Annotated in this window: 21 protein-coding genes; 16 read left to right on the top strand and 5 right to left on the bottom strand. The window is 75.0% G+C overall.

Going from position 1 to position 19,039, the window contains the following annotated elements:
- Window positions 1-4: 4 nt before the first annotated feature.
- Complete coding sequence (locus tag ABWI07_RS33880; RefSeq protein ID WP_353821056.1) at window positions 5-1,141, bottom strand: sensor histidine kinase; 1,137 nt, start codon at window positions 1,139-1,141, stop codon at window positions 5-7.
- A 158-nt stretch (window positions 1,142-1,299) separates the two neighbouring features.
- Here ABWI07_RS33880 and ABWI07_RS33875 point away from each other — a divergent pair, with 158 nt between their 5' ends.
- Genes ABWI07_RS33875 through ABWI07_RS33865 form a run of 3 tightly spaced genes read left to right on the top strand, consistent with a single transcriptional unit; the run spans window position 1,300 to window position 3,757 of the window.
- Window positions 1,300-2,205, top strand: coding sequence for an ABC transporter ATP-binding protein (locus ABWI07_RS33875; protein WP_353821055.1), 906 nt, complete (start codon window positions 1,300-1,302; stop codon window positions 2,203-2,205).
- Window positions 2,202-2,978: an ABC transporter permease gene (locus ABWI07_RS33870; protein ID WP_353821054.1), complete on the top strand. Its 777-nt coding sequence runs from the start codon at window positions 2,202-2,204 to the stop codon at window positions 2,976-2,978. The genes ABWI07_RS33875 and ABWI07_RS33870 overlap by 4 nt, the downstream gene beginning before the upstream one ends.
- Window positions 2,975-3,757, top strand: coding sequence for an ABC transporter permease (locus ABWI07_RS33865; RefSeq protein WP_149264477.1), 783 nt, complete (start codon window positions 2,975-2,977; stop codon window positions 3,755-3,757). The genes ABWI07_RS33870 and ABWI07_RS33865 overlap by 4 nt, the downstream gene beginning before the upstream one ends.
- Before the next feature lie 65 nt (window positions 3,758-3,822).
- Here ABWI07_RS33865 and ABWI07_RS33860 read toward each other — a convergent pair whose 3' ends face one another.
- Window positions 3,823-4,131, bottom strand: coding sequence for a hypothetical protein (locus ABWI07_RS33860; RefSeq protein WP_149264476.1), 309 nt, complete (start codon window positions 4,129-4,131; stop codon window positions 3,823-3,825).
- Between the two features lie 597 nt (window positions 4,132-4,728).
- Here ABWI07_RS33860 and ABWI07_RS33855 point away from each other — a divergent pair.
- Window positions 4,729-5,595: a Sco1979 family transcriptional regulator gene (locus ABWI07_RS33855; RefSeq protein ID WP_353821094.1), complete on the top strand. Its 867-nt coding sequence runs from the start codon at window positions 4,729-4,731 to the stop codon at window positions 5,593-5,595.
- 9 nt (window positions 5,596-5,604) lie between these two features.
- Here the strand turns inward: ABWI07_RS33855 and paaI are convergent, their stop codons facing one another.
- The gene (gene paaI / locus ABWI07_RS33850; RefSeq protein WP_308800999.1) at window positions 5,605-6,045 is read right to left on the bottom strand and encodes a hydroxyphenylacetyl-CoA thioesterase PaaI; all 441 of its coding nucleotides are present in this window, start codon (window positions 6,043-6,045) and stop codon (window positions 5,605-5,607) included.
- Between the two features lie 92 nt (window positions 6,046-6,137).
- Here paaI and ABWI07_RS33845 point away from each other — a divergent pair, with 92 nt between their 5' ends.
- The 9 genes from ABWI07_RS33845 (at window position 6,138) to ABWI07_RS33805 (ending at window position 14,774) form a co-directional block, all read left to right on the top strand.
- The gene (locus ABWI07_RS33845; protein WP_149264475.1) at window positions 6,138-6,539 is read left to right on the top strand and encodes a nitroreductase family deazaflavin-dependent oxidoreductase; all 402 of its coding nucleotides are present in this window, start codon (window positions 6,138-6,140) and stop codon (window positions 6,537-6,539) included.
- Window positions 6,540-6,644: 105 nt separating this feature from the next.
- Entirely contained in the window at window positions 6,645-7,850 is a 1,206-nt protein-coding gene (locus ABWI07_RS33840) for a phosphotransferase enzyme family protein (RefSeq protein ID WP_353821053.1), read from the top strand.
- A 147-nt stretch (window positions 7,851-7,997) separates the two neighbouring features.
- Window positions 7,998-8,864 carry an NAD(P)-dependent oxidoreductase gene (locus tag ABWI07_RS33835; protein ID WP_149264474.1) on the top strand — a complete coding sequence of 289 codons (867 nt, stop codon included), beginning with the start codon at window positions 7,998-8,000 and terminating at the stop codon, window positions 8,862-8,864.
- A gap of 52 nt (window positions 8,865-8,916) precedes the next feature.
- Window positions 8,917-9,306: a VOC family protein gene (locus ABWI07_RS33830; RefSeq protein ID WP_149264473.1), complete on the top strand. Its 390-nt coding sequence runs from the start codon at window positions 8,917-8,919 to the stop codon at window positions 9,304-9,306.
- A gap of 30 nt (window positions 9,307-9,336) precedes the next feature.
- Window positions 9,337-9,939 (top strand): class I SAM-dependent methyltransferase, encoded by a 603-nt coding sequence (locus tag ABWI07_RS33825; RefSeq protein ID WP_353821093.1) that lies wholly within the window; start codon window positions 9,337-9,339, stop codon window positions 9,937-9,939.
- Window positions 9,940-10,005: 66 nt separating this feature from the next.
- A complete protein-coding gene (locus tag ABWI07_RS33820) occupies window positions 10,006-10,842 on the top strand; it encodes a hypothetical protein (protein ID WP_149264472.1) in 837 nt (278 codons plus the stop codon).
- Window positions 10,839-11,933: a hypothetical protein gene (locus ABWI07_RS33815; protein WP_353821052.1), complete on the top strand. Its 1,095-nt coding sequence runs from the start codon at window positions 10,839-10,841 to the stop codon at window positions 11,931-11,933. The genes ABWI07_RS33820 and ABWI07_RS33815 overlap by 4 nt, the downstream gene beginning before the upstream one ends.
- Before the next feature lie 7 nt (window positions 11,934-11,940).
- On the top strand, window positions 11,941-13,413 hold the full coding sequence (locus ABWI07_RS33810) for a hypothetical protein (protein WP_149264470.1): 1,473 nt from the start codon (window positions 11,941-11,943) through the stop codon (window positions 13,411-13,413).
- Window positions 13,410-14,774 (top strand): AAA family ATPase, encoded by a 1,365-nt coding sequence (locus ABWI07_RS33805; protein ID WP_353821051.1) that lies wholly within the window; start codon window positions 13,410-13,412, stop codon window positions 14,772-14,774. Before ABWI07_RS33810 ends, ABWI07_RS33805 begins: the two co-directional genes overlap by 4 nt.
- A 29-nt stretch (window positions 14,775-14,803) precedes the next feature.
- Here ABWI07_RS33805 and ABWI07_RS33800 read toward each other — a convergent pair whose 3' ends face one another.
- The gene (locus tag ABWI07_RS33800; RefSeq protein WP_353821050.1) at window positions 14,804-15,592 is read right to left on the bottom strand and encodes an ABC transporter ATP-binding protein; all 789 of its coding nucleotides are present in this window, start codon (window positions 15,590-15,592) and stop codon (window positions 14,804-14,806) included.
- A 203-nt stretch (window positions 15,593-15,795) separates the two neighbouring features.
- Between ABWI07_RS33800 and ABWI07_RS33795 the strand changes: the two genes are divergently transcribed.
- The 3 genes from ABWI07_RS33795 (at window position 15,796) to ABWI07_RS33785 (ending at window position 17,454) form a co-directional block, all read left to right on the top strand.
- Window positions 15,796-16,311, top strand: a complete 516-nt coding sequence (locus tag ABWI07_RS33795; protein ID WP_149264467.1) for a hypothetical protein — start codon at window positions 15,796-15,798, stop codon at window positions 16,309-16,311.
- Between the two features lie 99 nt (window positions 16,312-16,410).
- The gene (locus ABWI07_RS33790) at window positions 16,411-17,100 is read left to right on the top strand and encodes a hypothetical protein (RefSeq protein WP_353821049.1); all 690 of its coding nucleotides are present in this window, start codon (window positions 16,411-16,413) and stop codon (window positions 17,098-17,100) included.
- 132 nt (window positions 17,101-17,232) lie between these two features.
- Window positions 17,233-17,454 carry a hypothetical protein gene (locus tag ABWI07_RS33785; RefSeq protein ID WP_353821047.1) on the top strand — a complete coding sequence of 74 codons (222 nt, stop codon included), beginning with the start codon at window positions 17,233-17,235 and terminating at the stop codon, window positions 17,452-17,454.
- Between the two features lie 33 nt (window positions 17,455-17,487).
- Here ABWI07_RS33785 and ABWI07_RS33780 read toward each other — a convergent pair whose 3' ends face one another.
- A complete protein-coding gene (locus tag ABWI07_RS33780; RefSeq protein WP_353821046.1) occupies window positions 17,488-19,020 on the bottom strand; it encodes a coiled-coil domain-containing protein in 1,533 nt (510 codons plus the stop codon).
- Between the last annotated feature and the right edge of the window lie 19 nt (window positions 19,021-19,039).

Raw genomic sequence — 19,039 nt, 5'->3', positions numbered from 1 at the left:
GTTCCTAGCTGTCGTACGGGAAGGCGGCGGAAACGGCGAAGCCGCCTTCGGGGCGCGGGCCGGCGGTGAAGTCGCCGCCGTACATCATGACGCGTTCGCGCATGCCGATCAGTCCGTGCCCGTCGCCGCCCGGCAGGACGCGGGTGCCGGGCCCGTCGTCGGTGACGTCGATGCGCATCCGGAGCCCGTCGGCCCTGACGCGGACGCGGCAGCGCGCGGGCGCCGCGTGCTTGACGACGTTGGTGACCGCCTCCTGGACGATGCGGTAGGCGGAGAGCGCGACGCCGTCGGGGAGGTCTCCCGCGTCGACGTCCAGGTCAACGTGGACGCCCGCCATGGCGGCGCGTTCGGCGAGCGCGGTCAAGTCGGCCAGCCCTGGGGACGGAGCGAGGTCGGCGTCGGCGGCGCCGGTGCGCAGGACGCCGAGGAGGTGACGCATCTCGGCGAGCGTGCCTCGGCTGGTGGTCTCGATGACGCGGAGGGCGTCCAAAGCCTCCTCGGGGCGGGCCTCGGCGACGTGGACGGCGACGCCGGCCTTGACGGCGATGAGGCTCATGCTGTGCGCGACGACGTCGTGGAGCTCGCGGGCGATGCGGAGGCGCTCGTCGGAGACGGCCTGGTCGGCGAGGCGGCGGGCGGCGTGCGCGGCGTGCGCGCGGCGTTCGCGGACGACGCGGCCGAGCGTCCAGGACGCGCCGAGAACGGAAACCCCGAGCAGCAGCCTGCCGAGGATCGCGGCCTGCGTCCCGACAGGGCCGGCGACGGCGCCGGCGAAGATGAACACGGCGCTGACGGCGCCGATGAGCAGGGTGGGGACCCATCGGCGGCGGCGCCGGGTGAGCGCGACCTGGTAGAGGGCGAACCCCGCGGCGGCGTAGGTGTCCCAGGGCAGGCCGAGGAGCAGCGTGGCGGTCGAGGCGGACAGGACGGCGGCGAAGACCGGGACGGGCCACAGGCGCCGCACCGCGAGGGGCAGGGCCGTCGCGGCGGCGAGCGGGACGGCGAGGAGCGGCGGGGCGTCGGTGGAGTCCGGCAGCAGCACGAGCACGAGGGCGTAGATGAGCGCGGCCCCGGCGTCGAGGCCGACGAGGCCGCGCCGGCCGAACCGCGGGAGCGGGGAGCGCAGCTCGGATTCGTCCACGTCACGAAAGGTAGCGGGGCGGTGCGGCCCGCGCCTCATGCCGGCGGCCGTCATACCGGGGTCTGAGGCGGCGGGACGGTCTCGGAGCACGGTCGCACGCGCGGTTCCCGCCCGCGTTCCGATGTGCGCCGGGGCGGTCGCGGACGACCCTCGACGGCATGATCGAGGTACGCGAGCTGACCAAGCGCTACGGCGCCACGACGGCGGTGGACCGCCTGTCCTTCACCGTGAGGCCGGGGGCGGTGACGGGGTTCCTCGGCCCGAACGGCGCCGGAAAGTCGACGACGATGCGCGTCGTGCTGGGCCTGGACCGGCCGACGTCCGGTGAGGCGCTCGTCAACGGGCGCCCGTACAGGGCGCTCCGGCGGCCGATGCGCGAGGTGGGGGCGCTGCTGGACGCGGGCGCGGTGCAGGGCGGGCGCCAGGCGTTCGACCATCTCGGCTGGCTGGCGCGCAGCAACGGGATAGGGACGCGGCGGGTGGCGGAGGTCCTGGAGCAGGTGGGCCTCGCGGGGGTCGCGCGCAAGCGGCTCGCCGGGTTCTCGCTTGGCATGCGGCAGCGGCTCGGGATCGCCGCGGCGCTGCTGGGCGATCCGGGGGTGCTGATGTTCGACGAGCCGGTGAACGGGCTGGACCCCGACGGCGTCCGCTGGATCCGCGAGCTGATGCGGGGGCTGGCCGCCGAGGGCCGGACGGTGCTGGTCTCCAGCCATCTGATGAGCGAGATGGAGCTGACGGCCGACCGGCTGGTCGTCATCGGGCGCGGACGGCTGATCGCGGACACGTCGGTGCGGGAGCTGGCGGACCGCTTCCACCGCGGGGTGCTGGTCCGTTCGCCGCGCCCGGCCGAGCTGACCGCCGTGCTCGCCGCCGCCGGGGGCTCGGTCGAGTCCGCGCCGGGCGGGGCGCTCACGGTCACCGGGCTGGACGTGGCCGCCATCGGCGACACGGCCGCCGCGCACGGCATCCCGCTGCACGAGGTGACGCCGCACAGCGCCACGCTGGAGGAGGCCTACATGGAGCTGACCGCGGGCGGCACCGAGTTCAGGGCGGTGGCGTCGTGATCGACGCGCTCGCCGCCGAGTGGTACAAGCTCCGGACCGTCCGCTCGACCTTCGCCGTGTTCGGGACGGTCGCGGTGTTCATGCTTCTCTGCCTCCTTTGGTCGTGGTACGTCGCCCGTTACTGGGACGGCCTGTCGCCCGCGAGGAGGGCGACGGCGAAGGCGGCCCCGGCGGAGCAGCCCCTGGCCGTGGCGCTGCCGGTGTGCGCGGTGGTGCTGGGGGCGCTCACGTTCACGTCGGAGTACGCGCACGGCATGAACCGCACGACGCTGGCCGCGCTGCCGAACCGGCCGGTCCTGTTCGCCTCCAAGGTGGGCGTGGCGGCGGCCGCGATGCTCGGGGCGGCGCTGGCGGCCCTGGCCGCCGGGGCCGCCGCAGGGGACGCCATCGTGGGGAGCCGACCGGTGGCCACGTTCCAGGGGCCGGCGGCGGACGTCGCGGTCCACCTGCTGTGGCTCGGCCTGACGACGGCGGCGATCACGCTGGTCGCGTGCGGGCTGGGCGCCGTGCTCCGCTCCACGGCCGGGACGATCACGGTCGGCATGGCCGTGCTGTTCGTGGTGCCCGGCCTCGCCCGGCTGCTTCCGTCCCCGTGGGACGAGCGGATCTGGTCGGCGCTGCCCGGCAGCCTGTCCGACCAGATCGCGGGCGCGCCGGGCTCGTCGACGGACCACGGCGTCCTGTCGCCGTCCGCGGCGGTCGCGGTGCTCGTGGCCTATGCGGCCGTCGCGCTGGGGGCCGGGGCCTTCTCCTTCACGCGGCGGGACGCGTGATCGCCCTCGCGGTCGCGGCCGAGTGGCGCAAGCTGCGCTCGGTGCGCTCGACCTACTGGGTACTGGCGGTGACGGCGGCGTTCACCGGGTTCACCGTGCTGCTTGCGATGCAGATGGCGCACGTCTGGGACGGGCTGGCGCCCGACCGCCGCGACGACCTGCTGCTGCGCCCGGTGCAGGAGCTCAGCACGTGGGTGGCGTCGCTGTGCCTGGCGGTGCTCGGCGCGCTGTCCGTCACGTCCGAGTACCGCACGAGCATGATCCGGACGAGTCTCACCGCGCTCCCGAGGCGCCCGGGACTGCTGGCGGCCAAGGCGGTGGTGGCCGGGGCGGTCGCGCTGGTCGCCGGGGAGGCAGCGACGGTCGGCTCGTTCCTCGGCACCCGGCTCGTCGTCGGCGACCGGCCCTTCCCGGACCAGCACGCGTCCATCGCGCACGACCTGCCCGGATTCCTCGTCGAGGGGACGGCGGTCCCGGTGTTCGCGCTGCTCGGCCTGTCGCTCGGCGTGCTGCTGCGGTCCACGGCGGGGACCCTCGTGTCGGTGGTGTTCCTGTGGCACGTCCTGCCCCTGCTCGCCTTCCACCTGCCGCGACCGTGGAGCGAGCGCGTCGGCTCGGTCCTGCCCGGCGGCCTGCCGGCCCAGATGGCGGGGATCGGCGCGGACAACTCCATCTATGGGGATCTGCTGTCCCCGCCCGCGGCGACCGCCGTGCTGCTGGCGTACGCTTTCGCGCCGCTCGGCCTCGCCGCCGTCGTCCTCGCCAGGCGGGACGCCTGAAGGCCCTGAAGCCACCGACGGCGGCGTCCCCGGGGCGGGGCGCCGCCGTTCGTCTTCGGGCAGGCTCAGCCGGCCTGCAGGGAGGTCGCCCGGACGGCCAGGCGCTCGCGCAGCATGTCGACGGCCTCGTCGATGCGGGGCGCGGCGGCCTGGGCGCGCACGCGCCGGCCGTCGAACTCGACGACGGCCTGCGCCAGGGCCGGGCGCGGCAGCGACCGGTCGGCCACCACGCTCAGCGTGACCTGGACGGACGTGACGCCGCGGGCGCCGGCCAGCGCGTCGCGGACGGCCCGCTCGGCCGCCGCGCGCTCGTGCGCCGAGACGTCGCCCGAGGTCAGGAATCGGATCTCCGGTCGCTCACGGGTCGCGTTCATGTGTCCTCCCAGATGCGCTTGTTCGGTCGCCTGTCGGCACGCGCGGCGGCCCGGTCGCGGCCAGGTGGGCCGCCGCCCTGAACAGTGAACGCCGCAGGCCCCCGGGATCACGCCCGCGCGGGACGAGAGCTTCATCACTCGTTGCGCCGGCCGCCGGCGCGCACCACGGGGAATGCCCGCGGAATAAGTGGTCAGAGACATTCACGGAGCCGGCAACGGCCTGCGAAATGGCCTGTCAGGATTGGCCGCCCGCAAAGCGGGAGAGCACCCGGCAATTCCTGCACCAACACCGGCCCGCGCGCGGGAAAAATGACCACCCGGCCGACTCCGTGCAACGCTCGTGCAACGTTCCGCAGCCGACTCGCCACCGACAGGCACTGCTCACAGGGCTCCGCACCCGTTTTCGCCCATGTCAGCGCCGGTCAGGCGCCGCCGGATCGGAAGGCGGTATTCCGCCATCCCAAAAACACCCGCGCATCCTCTAACATAGGGCGGTGCCGTTCCGCCCACGAGCAGACCCGTCGACTGGCTGGTGACCCCTTGCCCCAGGATTCAGCTGCCCCAACACCCCCGCCGGAAGGTGATCCGGCCGGACGGCTGATCGATTATCCGCGCCGCGGCGGGCCGACCGTCCTGCGCATTCTCCTCGGCGCGCAACTGCGGCGGCTGCGCGAGGCGCGCGGCATCTCCACCGAGCAGGCGGGTTACGAGATCCGCGGATCGCACTCCAAGATCAGTCGAATGGAGCTGGGCAGGGTCGGCTTCAAGGAGCGCGACGTCGCCGATCTGCTCACCCTCTACGGCGTCTCCGACCCCGCCGAGCGCGCCCCGCTGCTGGCGCTCGCCAAGGAGGCCAACACCCCCGGCTGGTGGCACCGGTACGGCGACATCCTGCCGGGCTGGTTCGAGGTGTACCTCGGGCTGGAGGAGGCCGCCTCCCTGCTGCGCACCTACGAGCTCCAGTTCGTCCCCGGGCTCCTGCAGACCGAGGACTACGCGCGCGCCGTCGTCCGGCTCGGGTACTCCGACGCCAGCGACGAGGAGGTCGAGCGCCGCGTCCAGATCCGCACCACCCGGCAGGAGCGGTTCACCTCCCCCGAGGCGCCGACGCTGTGGGCCGTGCTGGACGAGGCGGTCGTGCGCCGTCCGCTCGGCGGCCGCCAGGTGATGCGCGAGCAGATCCGGCACCTGATCGAGGTGTCCGAGCTGCCCAACGTCACGCTGCAGATCGTGCCGTTCGGCGCGGGAGGGCACGCCGCCGCAGGCGGCCCGTTCACCATCCTGCGCTTCGCCGAGCCGGGCCTGTCCGACGTCGTCTACCTGGAGCAGCTCACCAGCGCGCTCTACCTCGACAAGCCGACCGACGTCGACACCTACATGCGCGCGATGAACAACCTCTGCATCACCGCCGAGCGGCCCGACGAGACCGCGCGCTACCTCACCCGGGTCCTGAACGAGTTGTGACCGCGCCCCTCAGGGCGCGCCGCCGTCCAGGACGCGCTGGTTCCGGCTGCGGCTCCCGCCGCGGAACTCCGCGATGACCTCCCCGCCGGGGACGCGGCGCACCGTGACGTCGTAGATCCCGCTTCGGCCGTACCGGGTGCGTTCGACCGCTGTGGCCTCCAGGTCGTCCCCGCCGCGCGCACTCGCGACGAACACCACGTCCGCGGACGCGGCGACCGTCACGGAGTCATAGGTGTTGCACGCGTAGGCGAACGCCGAATCGGCGAGCAGGAACAGGTAGCCGCCGTGGGCGATCCCATGGCCGTTCACCATGGTGTCGGCCACCGTCATCCGCAGCCGCGCCCGCCCCGGCGCGATCTCGGTGATCCGCATGCCGAGGTCCTGCGCCACCTTGTCCTGCGCGTACATCGTCTCGGCGCACCGCCGCGCCACCTCTGCCGCATCATCCACCACGCCAGGGTAATGATCCCGGGAAGGGCGGCCCCGGCTCGCCGGTTACAAGAGGGCGCCTTTTGATGACGATGCCGAGTGAGGAGACAACCATGCTTTACGGCAAGGAGCACGTCGAGCGGTACCAGGCGACCGACGGTGAGGAGGGGCACGAGTGGCAGGGCACCGTCACCCTCCTGCTCACCACGACCGGGCGGCGCAGCGGCAAGGAGCGGACCACGCCGCTCATCTACCAGCCGGAAGGCGACGCCTACCTCGTCGTGGCGTCCAAGGGCGGGGCGGACGAGCCGCCGGCCTGGTACCGCAACCTGCAGGAGAACCCCGAGGTGAAGGTGCAGGTGAAGGGCGACAAGTTCACCGCGCGGGCCCGGACGGCGACGTCCGAGGAGAAGCCCGCGTTCTGGCGCAAGATGGCCGCCGTCTGGCCGGACTACGACGAGTACCAGAAGAAGACGAGCCGCGACATCCCGGTCGTCGTCCTCGAACGCGTCTGAGGCGCCGGGCCGCGCGGTCGGCTTTCGCGCCGCGGCCGGGACGTGTAGCGTCGGCGTAGAACACCCATTCGACCGCCGTCCGTCCGACTCAGCCGAGGTGCCGAGGTGCCGACGTCCCAGAGCGCTGACACGAGAGACCGGCCCGACGCCGAGGAACCGGCCGACACAGAGAGACAGGCCGACTCCGAGAAACAGGCCGGCGTCGAGAAGCGGGCCGCCGGTGGGAAGCAGAGCGGCGCCGGGAAGCGGGCGAAGGCCGGCGACGGGCCCGGTCCCGAGCCGCTCCCGCCGCGGCTGCTGAAACGCTGGGAGATCGGCGCGCCTGGCACGACCACGCCGCTGGCCACCGGGAGCGGCGACCGGAGCTGGCGCGTCGACACGGCGGACGGGGCGTTCTTCCTCAGGGAGCACGTCGGCCCCGACCGGCGCCGCGTGCTGTTCCAGCACGGCGTCACGGCCGCGCTCGACGCGGCCGGTCTGCCGGTGCTCGCGCCCGTGCCGGCGCGCGGCGGGCGCACGCTGGTCACCGCCGCCGGCCGCGGATACGTCCTGTACCCGTGGGTCGGCGGCCGGGGCCGCGGCGGCCTGGAGCTGACGTTCGCCCAGTGCGAGGCCCTCGGCGAGCTGCTCGGCCGACTGCACGCCGCGCTCGACGAGCTCACGCCGCCCGTCCAGCAGAGCATGCTCGTGCCGACGCCGCGGGCCGCCGACGCGGCCGCCGCCGTCGAGGAGATGCTGCGCGACGTCCCGGGCGGCGAGGACGGCACCGACTTCGACGCGCTCACCGCGCGCCGCCTGCGGGAGCGCCGCGACCTGCTCACCGAGTTCGCCGGGCACCAGCCGCCCGACATCGAGGTGAGCACGGTCGGGCACCTGCACGGCTCATTCCACGCCGAGCACCTGCGCTACGGCGGGTCGGGCAACGTCACCGCCGTGCTCGGCTGGGGCGGCCTCACCACCGGTCCGGTCGCCGGGGAGGTCGTGCGCTCGGCGGCGCGGCTGTTCGCCTGCGAGGACGAGCGCGGCCTCGATCTCGACCGCGTCGAGGCGTTCGTGCGCGGGCACCGCTCCGCCTTCCCCCTGGACGCCGGGCAGATCCAGTCGGCCGTGCACCGCGAATGGTGGGAGCGGCTCTGCGACGTCGCGCCGCTCCGGCACCGCTACCTGGGCGAGGACGGCGCGGGCGAGCGCGGCCCCGCCACGCTCGTGAGCTGGTGGTCGGCCAACCTCGACCGCACCCTCGACGCCTTCGCCGTGCCCTACACCGCCGTATACGCCGACGCCCCCGGCGACAGCCCCGCCTACGGCTGATCGGCTCGTCCCGGCTCCGATCGGACGGCGCGGCGAGGCATCCCCGCCTCCCGGCGGGTAGGGGACACTGCGAACGCGCATCGGCCCGCGATGTGCGAACCTTGGTCCGCACAATTCTGTATCGAACAGTCCAAAAGGAGCCGCAGGATGACTCAGGTCGCAGTGCTCGGCACCGGGATCATGGGGGCCGCGATGGCCCGCAACCTGCTCAGGAACGGGCACGGGGTCGCCGTCTGGAACCGCACCGCCGCCCGCGCGGAGCCGCTCGCCGCCGACGGCGCCACCGTCGCGGCCTCCCCCGCCGAGGCCGTCCGGGACGCCGACGTCGTCATCACCATGCTGAACGACGGGGAGACCGCCCTCGCGGCGATGACCGACGCGGCGCCGGGGCTGCGCGCCGGGCAGGTCTGGGCGCAGGCGGGCACGGTCGGCGTCGCGGACGTGCCGCGGCTGGCCTCGTTCGCCGCCGACCACGGGCTGACGTTCGTGGACTCTCCCGTCCAGGGCACCAAGCAGCCCGCCGAGCAGGGCAAGCTCGTCATCCTCGCCGCGGGGCCGCAGGACGCGCGGAAGGCCCTGGACCCTGTCTTCGGCGCGGTCGGGAGCAGGACGGTGTGGCTGGACGAGGACGGCGCGAGCGGCGCGGGCACCCGGCTGAAGCTGGCCGCCGTGAGCTACGCCATCTCGCTGACCTCGGTCGTCGCCGAGTCGGTGGCGCTGGCGAAGGGCCTCGGGCTCGATCCGTCCCTGCTCGGCGAGGTCCTCACCGGCGGACCCCTCGACAGCCCCTATCTGCAGATCAAGATGAAGGCGATGCTCGAGGGCGACTTCGAGCCGAGCTTCGCCGTCCGCAACGCCGAGAAGAACACCCGGCTCATCCACGACTCCGCCGAGGCAGCGGGCATCCGCGTCGACGTGAACGACGCGGTGGGCGAGCGGTTCCGGCGCGTCATCGAGCAGGGCCACGGCGACGAGGACATGGCCGCCACCTACCGCGCCAGCTTCGCGGACTGACACCGGGCGCGCCGCTGCGCGCACGGGGCGGGGGCGAGGCCAGGATGGTGGCATGGACGTACTCAGCAGCCGCATCCTGCTCCGCCCCCGCGATCCGGCGCGCACCCAGCGCTTCTACCGCGACGTGCTGGGCCTCGCCGTGTACCGGGAGTTCGGCCCGGCCGACTCCCCCGGCGTGGTGTTCTTCCTCGGTGCGGGCTTCCTGGAGGTGTCGGGGCACGGCGCGGGCGAGACGGGCTCGTCGCCGATGCTCTGGCTCCAGGTCCGGGACGTCCGGGCCGAGCACGAGCGGCTCGCGGCCGCCGGCGCGCGCGTCACGCGGGAGCCCCGGGAGGAGCCGTGGGGGCTGGTCGAGATGTGGATCGAGGACCCCGACGGCGTCAAGATCGTTGTCGTGGAGGTCCCGGAGGCCCACCCCCTCCGCCGCGACCCGCGCCCCTGACCCGGCGGTGACGATGACCCGGTGGTGACGATGACCGACGACTACTGGAACCACAACACGCACTACCACGGCGTCGTGCTGCGCAACGTGCCGCGCGGCTGCGGGGAGGCGCTGGACGTCGGCTGCGGGGACGGCCTGCTGGTGCACCGCCTCGCGCCGCGGGCGGCGCACGTCACCGGGATCGACAGGTCGCCGGAGATGATCGCGGAGGCGGTCCGGGCGAGCGCGGGCATCGGCAACGTCGACTTCGTCGAGGCGGGGTTCCCCCCGCACGACCTGCCGAAGGACCACTACGACTTCGTCTGCAGTGTCACCGCCATCCACCACATGGACTTCGTCAAGGCCCTGACGGCGATGCGCGGAGCCGTCAGGCCGGGCGGAACCCTGGTCGTCGTCGGCCTGGCGAACAACAAGGGGCCGCGCGACCGGGCGTACGCGGCCGTCGGCCTCCCGGTGCACTACTTCCACCTGCTCCGCAACCGGCGGCGCGCGGGCAACCCCGGCGCCCCGGTCATGGACCCCGACATGACGTGGGGCGAGGTGCGGGACGAGGCGCTGCGGCTGCTGCCCGGCGCGGTGTTCCGGCAGCACCTGCTGTGGCGCTACTCCATCGTGTGGCGCAAGCCGCGCTGAGCCGCCCGGACTCCGAAAAACTGGAAAACACTGGAAGTGTCGGGAAGCACCTGTACTGTCTGCCGCATGTCCCGGTCCCCCGGCGCCCCGACCCCCGACGAGCTGGAGACGCGCATCGCCGAGCTGCGCGCCGCCGTCCGGCGGGCCATGGCGGCCGGCGACCGGCCGGGCGCCCGCGAGCTGCGCGCCGAACTGCGCAGGACCGAGAGCGCGTGGGACGACGCGGTCCTCGGCAACGCCGCCGGGCCCGGCGCGAGCGGCGGCGACGGAGGTCCGCGCGGCCTCCTGCCCGTCCGGGAGCAGGTCCACCAGGCGCTCACCCTGCTCGGCGCGCCCGCCGCGCCGAAGCTGATCGGGTCGGTGTACGCCGCGTTCTTCCCCGGCGAGATCCCAGGGAGCCGCCTGACGAGCCTGCGCCGCGACGAGGAGCGCTCCTTCCGCACCGCGCCGTACGCGCGCCCGTACTACCTGTGCGCCGCACTGACCGCCGACCTGCTCGCGCCCGCGCGCGGACTCCTCACCGTCAGCACGTGGCCCCTGGAGCAGCGGATCGTCGGGCCGCTCAGCCCGCGCACCGACTTCCTCACCTGCGCGCTGCGCCTCGCCGAGCACGCCGGGCGCGGGACCCCCGCGCCGAGCGTGCAGCGGCTGCTGTGGCGTTTCGCGTCCAACATTCCCGGTGCGGTCACCGGTACGGTCGGTACAGTCGATCCGGCCGCGCTCGCCGAGGCAGCCCGGGCCGAACTGGACGTGCACCGCGACCCGGACCGGCGGCGCCGCGAGGCGGCCGCCGCACGCGCCCGGGAACGGCTCGACGACGCCGAACGGCTGTTCGGCACCCGGCTGCGGGCCCTGCGGGATCCCGGCCGGCGCCCCGCCATCAACGGAGAGACGGACCGATGACCGACACCGCGCCGGACCTCGACCGGCTGCGCGGCGACGCGCCCCCGCGCAACCACGACGCACGCACGATCGCCGCGCTCACCTCCAATCCGGGCTGCGCCCGCCGCGGGGTGATGGACGCGGCGGGCGTCGACAAGGACGCGGTGGCGCGGGCCCTGGGGTTCCCCGCGCCGTTCGGCCAGTCGCAGTTCGCGATCACGCGCGGGAACGCGTTCGAGGCGCAGGTGAAGGCGGACGGCTGCGCGGAGCTGCTGACGCTGCTGCGCGAGCGGCTCGGCCTCGCCGTTCCCGAGGTCGCCTATGACGACCTGGAGGTCGTCGCGGGCAACGAGGGCCGGGAGCTGCGGCACTCGCGGACGCGGCGGCTGGTCGCCCGCGCGCTGGAGACCGGCGAGGGCACGCTGTTCGACCACCCGCTGCTGCGGCTGGAGATCGCCGGGCGGCCCGCCTACCTGGAGCCCGACGTGATCGCGTTCCAGCTCGAGGGCCGGATGCACGTCATCGAGATCAAGTCGTTCGCCGTGGTGGACGGGCAGGCCGAGCCGGAGCAGGTCGCGGCGGCGGCCCGCCAGTCGGCGGTGTACGTGCTGGCGCTGCGGCGGCTGGCGGCGGAGCTCGGGCACGACCCGGCGCGCGTGTCGCACGAGGTGTTCCTCGTCTGCCCGGAGAACTTCTCGAACCGCCCCACCGCGACGCCGCTGGACGTCCGGCCCCAGCTCGCCGTCCTGGAGCGGCAGCTCGCGCGCCTCACCCGCGTCGACGACATCCTCACGGAGCTGCCCGACGAGCTGACGTTCGAGCCCGGGGAGGCGCTCGCCGAGTCCGTGCGGGCGGTCGAGGCCCGGTACGCGCCCGAGTGCATGGCGGGCTGCGAGATGGCGCTGTTCTGCCGGGACGAGGCGCGCGCGTGCGGCGCGACGGGCGCGCTCGGCCGGTCCGTGCGCGACGACCTCGGCGGCCTCGACACGATCGGCACCGCGCTCGCGCTGGCGGACGGGTCGCTGCACCCCTCCGACGACCTGGCCGAGACGGCCGAGCAGCTGCGCGCCGCGGCGCGGCTGCGCGACGAGGCGCTGCACGGGGCCGCGTGATCCGCCCATGAGTGCGCTGTCCTCGCTCGCGCGGTTGCAGGCCGCGGCCGCCGGGATCGCGCAGCCCCTCGCGACCGTGCGGCACTGCCACGTGTCGGACGCCCCGCTCGTGCTCGTCCCGCTGAAGCTCGCCGGGGAGGCGGCGGCGCCGCTGGCCGTGATGGTCGGCAGCGCGCCGGACGATCCTTCCCTGCTCGTCGTCCCGCAGCCGCGCAACCGCGATCTGCGGTTCGCGTTCGCGGCGACCCTCGCCAAGCTCGTCCTGAACCACATCGAGACGAGCCGGGGCGCGGTGGAGGAGCTGCCGCCCGGCAAGGACGGCGACGAGCGCATCCGGTACGGGGACGCGCCGCAGCTGCTCGTGCCGAACCGGGGCGGTGTCGCGTTCCTGCGCCTGATGGGCCGCTCGACGCGGTTCCGCAGCACCGAGGGGCCCTACGCGGTGGACCCGGCGGTCCCGGTGCTCGGCCGGTGGCTGACGTGGTTCGCCGACCGCAACGACCATCCCGGGTCGTCCCTGCTGGGGGCGATGACGGAGCTGCTGCGGCTGCACTGGGCGACCGGGCAGAGCTCGCTGGAGGACGGCAACCTCGCCGCGCTGATGGGGTGGATCGACCCGCCGGGCGGCCTGGACGGGCCGGCCGCGGCGGCCCGCGCCGAGGACCCCGTCCAGCATCCGCCCGCGGGCCCGACGACCGACCCGACGTTCGACAACGAGGTCCTCGCGCCCGCGATCGCCGCCTACGACCGGTCGGGCGGCGCCCCGCGCGCCGAGGAGCGGCTGCGCGCCGCGCTCGCCTCCCAGCTCACCCCGACGTGGGAGCTGATGTGGCGGGCCGTCGAGCTGCTGCGCGCGCTGCCGGAGGGGGCGAGCGTCCCGCGCCGCTGGGAGCGCGACCGGGACGCCTTCACCTATTACCACCAGACGTTCGGCGAGGCGTATCCTCAGGCGCGCCGCGACCCGCCCGTCCGCGCGGCGCGGCGGCTGCACGACCTCGAACGCGCGCAGGACGCCTACGACGCGCAGCGGGCGTTCGACGATCCGCTGGTCATGGCCGAGCACCGCCTGGCCGGCCAGGCGTTCGGCGGGACGGTCACCGAGTGCGACCCCGCCCGGCTCGACGAGACGGGCAAGCGTCCGAAGCTGCGTCCGCTGCTGCGGGTCGGCACGCGCGACCCGGTGCGGCTCGACGTCGGCACGACCGTGTGCAGCGCGGCCAGGCCGGCGCTCAAGGGGAGGATCGTGGACGTGGAGGACGGCGGCGTGCTGCTGGAGCTGACCGGCGGGATGGGCCGCAAGCTCACCCCGGAGGCGGGCGTCGTCCCCGAGGTCGGCGACCGGGTGTGCTTCACCTCGCTCACGGAGGGCTCGTTCGGCGCCGCGAAGTTCCCCGACCGGGAGGACACGCCGTGGACGCACGGCGGGCCGCCCGCCGAGTACGTGCCGACCGACGAGGACGCCGAAGAGGAATGGTCGTGACCGGACACGCGGGCCGCCACCTGGTACCGGTGGCGGCGCAGGACCCCGCCCTCTCCACGGCCGACCCCGGCGACGCGGCGGCCCGGGTCGTCGACGGCGTCCTGGCCGACCTCGGCGGCGGGCACCGCGGCGTGGTGGTCGACTCCCCGCCGGGCGCGGGCAAGTCGACGCTGGTGGTCCGCGCGGCCGCGCACCTGGCCGAGGCCGGCGAGCGGCTGATGATCGTGGCGCAGACCAACGAGCAGGTCGACGACCTCATCGACCGGATCGCCGCGAAGCATCCCGGGATCACGCTGGGGCGGCTGTCGGCGTCGGGGTACGCGCCGTCCGAGCGGGTCATGGCGCACCCGTCGGTGCGGGTGGCGCAGAAGGCCGACGACCTCGCCGAGCACACCGTCGTCATCGCGACGGGCGCGAAGTGGGCGACGCTCTCGGACGGGTCGTGGCCGTGGGCGATCGTGGACGAGGCGTACCAGATGCGCTCGGACCTGCTGCTGCGCATCGCCGGGCGGTTCGAGCGGGCGCTGTTCGTCGGCGACCCGGGCCAGCTCGACCCGTTCTCCAGCGTCGAGGTCGAACGCTGGGCCGGCCTCACCTGGGACCCGATGCGCAGCGCGGTGTCCGTCCTGCTCGCGCACAACCCGGACCTTCCCGTCCACCGGCTGCCGGTGTCCTGGCGCCTGCCCGCGTCGGCGGCCCCGGTGGTGTCGGAGGCGTTCTATCCGTTCACCGGCTTCCGCGCCGGGACGGGGCCGGGCGACCGGAGGCTGGAGTTCGCCGCGCGCGGCATGGGCACCACCTACGACCACGCGCTCGAAGAGGCCGCGGCCACCGGCTGGGCCCTCTACGAGCTGCCCGCCCGGCACACCCTGCGCACCGACGCCGAGGCCGTCCGCGCGACGGCGGCGCTCGCCGTCCGGCTGCTGCAGCGCGGCCCCGTGGCGCACTCCGAGCAGGGGTCGAACCCGGTCGACGCCGCGCGTGTGGCGATCGGCGCGGCCCATCGCGACCAGGTCACCGCGATCCGCGCGGCGCTCGGCCCGCACGGCGCCGGCATCACCGTCGACACCGCCAACCGGCTCCAGGGCCGCGAGTACGACGTGACGGTCGTGCTGCACCCGCTGTCGGGGCGCCGCGACGCGACCGCGTTCCACCTGGAGTCGGGGCGGCTGTGCGTGCTGACGTCGCGGCATCGGCACGCGTGCGTCGTGGTGGCGCGGGCGGGGATCCCCGAGCTGCTGGACGCGCATCCGTCCGCCGAGCCGGTGCACCTCGGCGTGCCGGTCAAGTTTCCGGACGGGTGGGAGGCGAACCAGTCGGTCCTCGCCCACCTGGCCGGGCACCGGGTCGCCGGCGGCTGAGCCGCGGCCGGCGGACCGGCGGGGCCCGGTCAGACCCGCCCGGCGGTCGCGGCCCAGCGCCCGTGGTGCCGGCTGATCGTGATCGGATGGTCGAAGCACGCGCTGACCAGTTCGGTCGTGAGGACGTCGCCGGCCGGTCCGGACGCGAGCACCCGGCCGTCGCGCAGCAGCAGCGCGTGGCTGGTGCTGACGGGCAGCTCCTCCAGGTGGTGCGTGACGAGCACGGTGGTCAGGTCAGGGCGCTCGGCGCGCAGCTGGTCGATGGCGGCGAGCAGCCGCTCCCGGGCGGCGACGTCCAGGCCCGTGGCGGGCTCGTCGAGCAGCAGCAGCGGCGGGTCGGGCATCAGCGCCCGCGCGATCAGCGCGCGTCCCCGCTCCCCCTGCGACAGGTTCGGCCAGCGGGCGTCGGTGCGGGGCGTGAGGCCCATCAGCCCGATCAGCTCGTCCGCCCGGCGCAGGTCGTCCTCGGACGGCGTCCAGCGCGGGACGAGCTCGATGGTGCCCGTCACCCCGGTCAGGACGATCTCCCGCACCGTCCGCGCCGACTCCAGGGGGTGGCGCGGGTTGACCTGCCCGATCAGCCGGCGCAGCTCCTGGACGTCCACGCGGCCGAGCCGGCGCCCGAGGATCTCCGCCGTGCCCCGCGTCGGGTGCGTGTAGGCGCCGAGGATGCCGAGCAGCGTGCTCTTGCCGGCCCCGTTCGGGCCGATCAGCGCCCAGTGCTCGCCGCGCAGCACCGTCAGCGTGACGCGGTCGAGCAGCGTCCGCCGCTCGCGCACCAGATCGATCTTGTCGGCGTTGAGCACGACGTCGGACACGGAAACCTCCCGCTCGCGGACACGGCCTGTCGAGGGCACCGAAGGGGCACGCGCGGCGGATGGGCGGTGCGGGACGCCGGAGACCGGGGTCGCCGGGGCGGAGGCGTCGGTGGACGATCTTCAACGTACCCCCGCAGCCCGGTTCGAGGGAGGCGCCCGGCCGGATACTGTGAGAGCCGGTGCCTCAGCTATCGGGGAGGGACATGGAGGACCTCGGCTTCATGTGCGCCCGCTGCGGCGGCGAGGTGCACGACGTGACGCACAACCGCGAGGGCTCGCTCGACGGCGTCGGCTACCGCCACAACCGGCGGGTGGAGCCGTGGGACCACGAGCTCGAGCTCGCGGTCGGCGAGCCCGCCCCGCCCGACCAGGGATGCGACTTCTGCGGCGGGCCCGCGGCGAGCTGGCTCTACTACCCCACGCTCGACCCCGACGACACCGACATGTTCGAGGTCGAACTCGACACCACGCACCTGTCGGACGACGACACCGCCGTGGCCGTCCTCAACATGCTCTATCCCTGGTACGCGTGCGACACGTGCTCCGTCCTCGTCGCCGACCGCAGCGTCGACCTCCTCATCGCCCGCGCCCTCGACCGCACCCCCGTCCCCGCGGACGGCCCCGTCGACGAGGAGACCGTCCGGGCCCGCCTTCGCGGCTCCCTCTCGGTCTTCTTCACCACCCGCCCGGGCCGCCCCCAGCCCTCCCGGGCGGTATAGGACGGCCCTGCCCGGCCACCCCCGGAAGCGGGCTGTCGGTAGGGCTGACTATGATCGGTCCGTTTTCGGTGTGGTGTACGTGAGCACGGGGGATGTCAAGTGATCATCGAGAGGCGGTTCCACGGGCCGGACGGGTCCGGGAACGGCGGATACGTGGCGGGGCGCCTGGCGGGGCGGGTGCCGATCGACACGGTGACCGTGACGCTGCGGCAGCCGCCGCCGCTGGACACCGAGCTGACCGTCACGGTGGAGGACGAGCGCGGGCACAGCGCCCGGCTGTGGGACGGCGAGCGGCTGATCGCCGAGGCGCTCGCGGGGGCGATCGTGGTGCCGCCCGTCGCGCCCGTGCCGTTCGAGGAGGCGCTGCGGGCGGCGGAGAAGTACCGGGCGGCGGAGAACCACCCGTTCCCGGGCTGCTTCGTCTGCGGGCCCGACCGCGAGCCCGGCGACGGGCTGCGGCTCGAGCCGGGGCCCGTCGCCGAGGGCACCGTCGCGGCGCCGTGGGTGCCCGAGCGGGTGCCCGAGCGGGAGCTGGTGTGGGCCGCGCTCGACTGCCCGGGCGGCTGGTCGTTCGACGTGGCGGGCCGCCCCGCGGTCCTCGGCACCATGACCGCGCAGGTGATGGACGTGCCGGAGGCCGGTGAGCAGTGCGTCGTGATGGGGCTCGCCCGCAGCCGGGAGGGCCGCAAGATGCACGCGGCGACCGCGCTGTACGGGGCGGACGGGCGGCTGCTGGGCCGCGCCGAGCAGATCTGGATCGAGGTCGACCCCGAGACGTTCGGGCGCTGACCACCCGGCCGCCGATCCGGGGGCGGAGCGGCCGGGACGCGCTTTTTTCGGCGGAACGTGTCGTCCGACACTGTCGTCCATGCCGGATCCGCTGTTCAATCTGAGCTTCCGCGGAAAACGGGAGGCGTATCGATGAGCGGAGACGGGTTACTCATCCTGGGGCTGGCGGCGCTGGCCGTCTACACGGGGGCTTACTGGGAGGGCGCCCGCCGCGCCGCGGCCGACATGGCGCAGGGCCACCGGAAGGTCCTCACGCCGCGGCGGACCTCGGCGCAGGGGCGCTGCCAGGTTCTGGTCTCCGCCGCCGCGGCAGGGCTGGCGCTGGCGCTGGTCGTGCTGGTCGGCCTCGGCTGAGCCCGGACGGCGCGGCCGCCCGGGCCCGGGCCGTCAGGGGCCGGTGAACAGGGGGTCCTCCCGGTCGGCGCCGTTGAGCGCGCGGCCCTGGTGCGGCGGGGGGCCGCCCGGGGCGGGGTGGCCGCCGGTGGTCGAGCCCGGCGTCCCGTTCGGGCCGGGGGCCGGATGCGGGACGGGGGCGCCGAGGGGGGCCGGCGCGCTGGGCTGGGCTGGGACGCCGCCCGGGACGCGGCCGCCGATGGGGGGCGGGCCCGGTGGCATGCCGGGCGCCGGTGCGGTGCCGGGGGCGCCGGAGGGCGGCGCGCCGGGCGGGGGCGCCGGGTGGCCGCCGCCTGACATCCGGCCGCCGGGCGGGAAGTTGGACGACAGCGTGTTGTGGGTGAGCTGGTCGATCTGCCGGCGGGCGCGGTCGGCCTCGGCGCGGGCGGCGTCGCGCTCCTCGGCGAGGGCGGTCAGCGCGGCCTGCTGCTCGGCGACCGACTGCGACAGCTGCCGCAGCTGCACCGCCTGCTCGTTGATCTTGGTGTTGAGCTCGTCCCGTTCGCTCGTCGCGGCCTTGGCCTGCGCCAGTGCGGCGTCGCGCTCCTTGGCCGCCTCCTCGGCGCGGGCGTTGGCGCGCAGGGCCTCCGCCTCGGCCTCCGACTGGGCGCGCATGGCGGCGGTGCGCTCGGCCTCGGCCTTGCTGGCGGCCTGCATCGCGCGCTGCCGCTGGGCCTCGGTGTCGCGCATGGCGTTGCGCAGGTCCTCGGCGCCCTGCTTGGCGACCGCGGCCTCCACGCGCTGCGCCTCGGCGGTGCCCTCCGCCTCGGCGAGCTTGGCGTGCAGGCCGACGAGCTCGGCCCGCGCCGCCTCCAGCGCGGCGAGCAGCTCGCTCTCGCGGGCCGCGACCCGGTCGCGCTCGCTCTCGGCGGCGAGCTTGGCCGTCATGGACTGCTGCGCGATCTGGTGGGCCTCCTCCCACGCCTGCTGCGCGGCGTCGCGCTTGGCGGTGGCGAGCTTGGCCTCCTCGCGGGCGCGCCCGGCGTCCTGCTCGGCGGTCTCTGCGCGCTTGCGGGCGGAGGTGGCCTCGTGCCACGCCTCCTCGGCCTTGCGCTGGGAGGCGTCGCGCTCGCTCTGCGCGATGGCGAGCTCCCGGGCGGCCTCGGCGCGCACCTCGGCGACGCGGCGCTCCACGCCGGCGACGCTCAGCTCGGAGGTCAGCGAGTCGGCGAGCGCGTCGGCGGCCTTCTCCAGCCGCTCGACGATCTCCCATGCCGACGCGACCTGCCCGGTGAGGCCCGGCGCGTCCCGGCCGCGGTCGCGGCGCTCGCGCGCCTCGCGGGCGCAGGCGCCGTCGTTGTCCTGGCAGTAGCGGACGGTGCGGACGGCGCCGACCGCCTGGGGGACGGGCCGCCCGCAGTTGGCGCACGGCCAGACCGTGACCGGGTCGCCCATGCGCGCGACCGCCGTCTCGGCGGACGCCCCGGGACCGGTGCCCTTGTCCCCCGAGCCTTCGGAGACCGCGCCCTGGGGAGCCGCGGCCGTCCCCTCGGGGCCGCTATTGTCGCGCTCTTCGCTGTTAGGCATGGAATGAACGATACGCACC

It is taken from the genome of Actinomadura sp. NPDC000600, assembly GCF_040492135.1.
In the GTDB taxonomy this organism is placed as follows: Bacteria; Actinomycetota; Actinomycetes; order Streptosporangiales; family Streptosporangiaceae; genus Spirillospora.
This window is presented reverse-complemented; position numbering and strand designations above follow the sequence as displayed.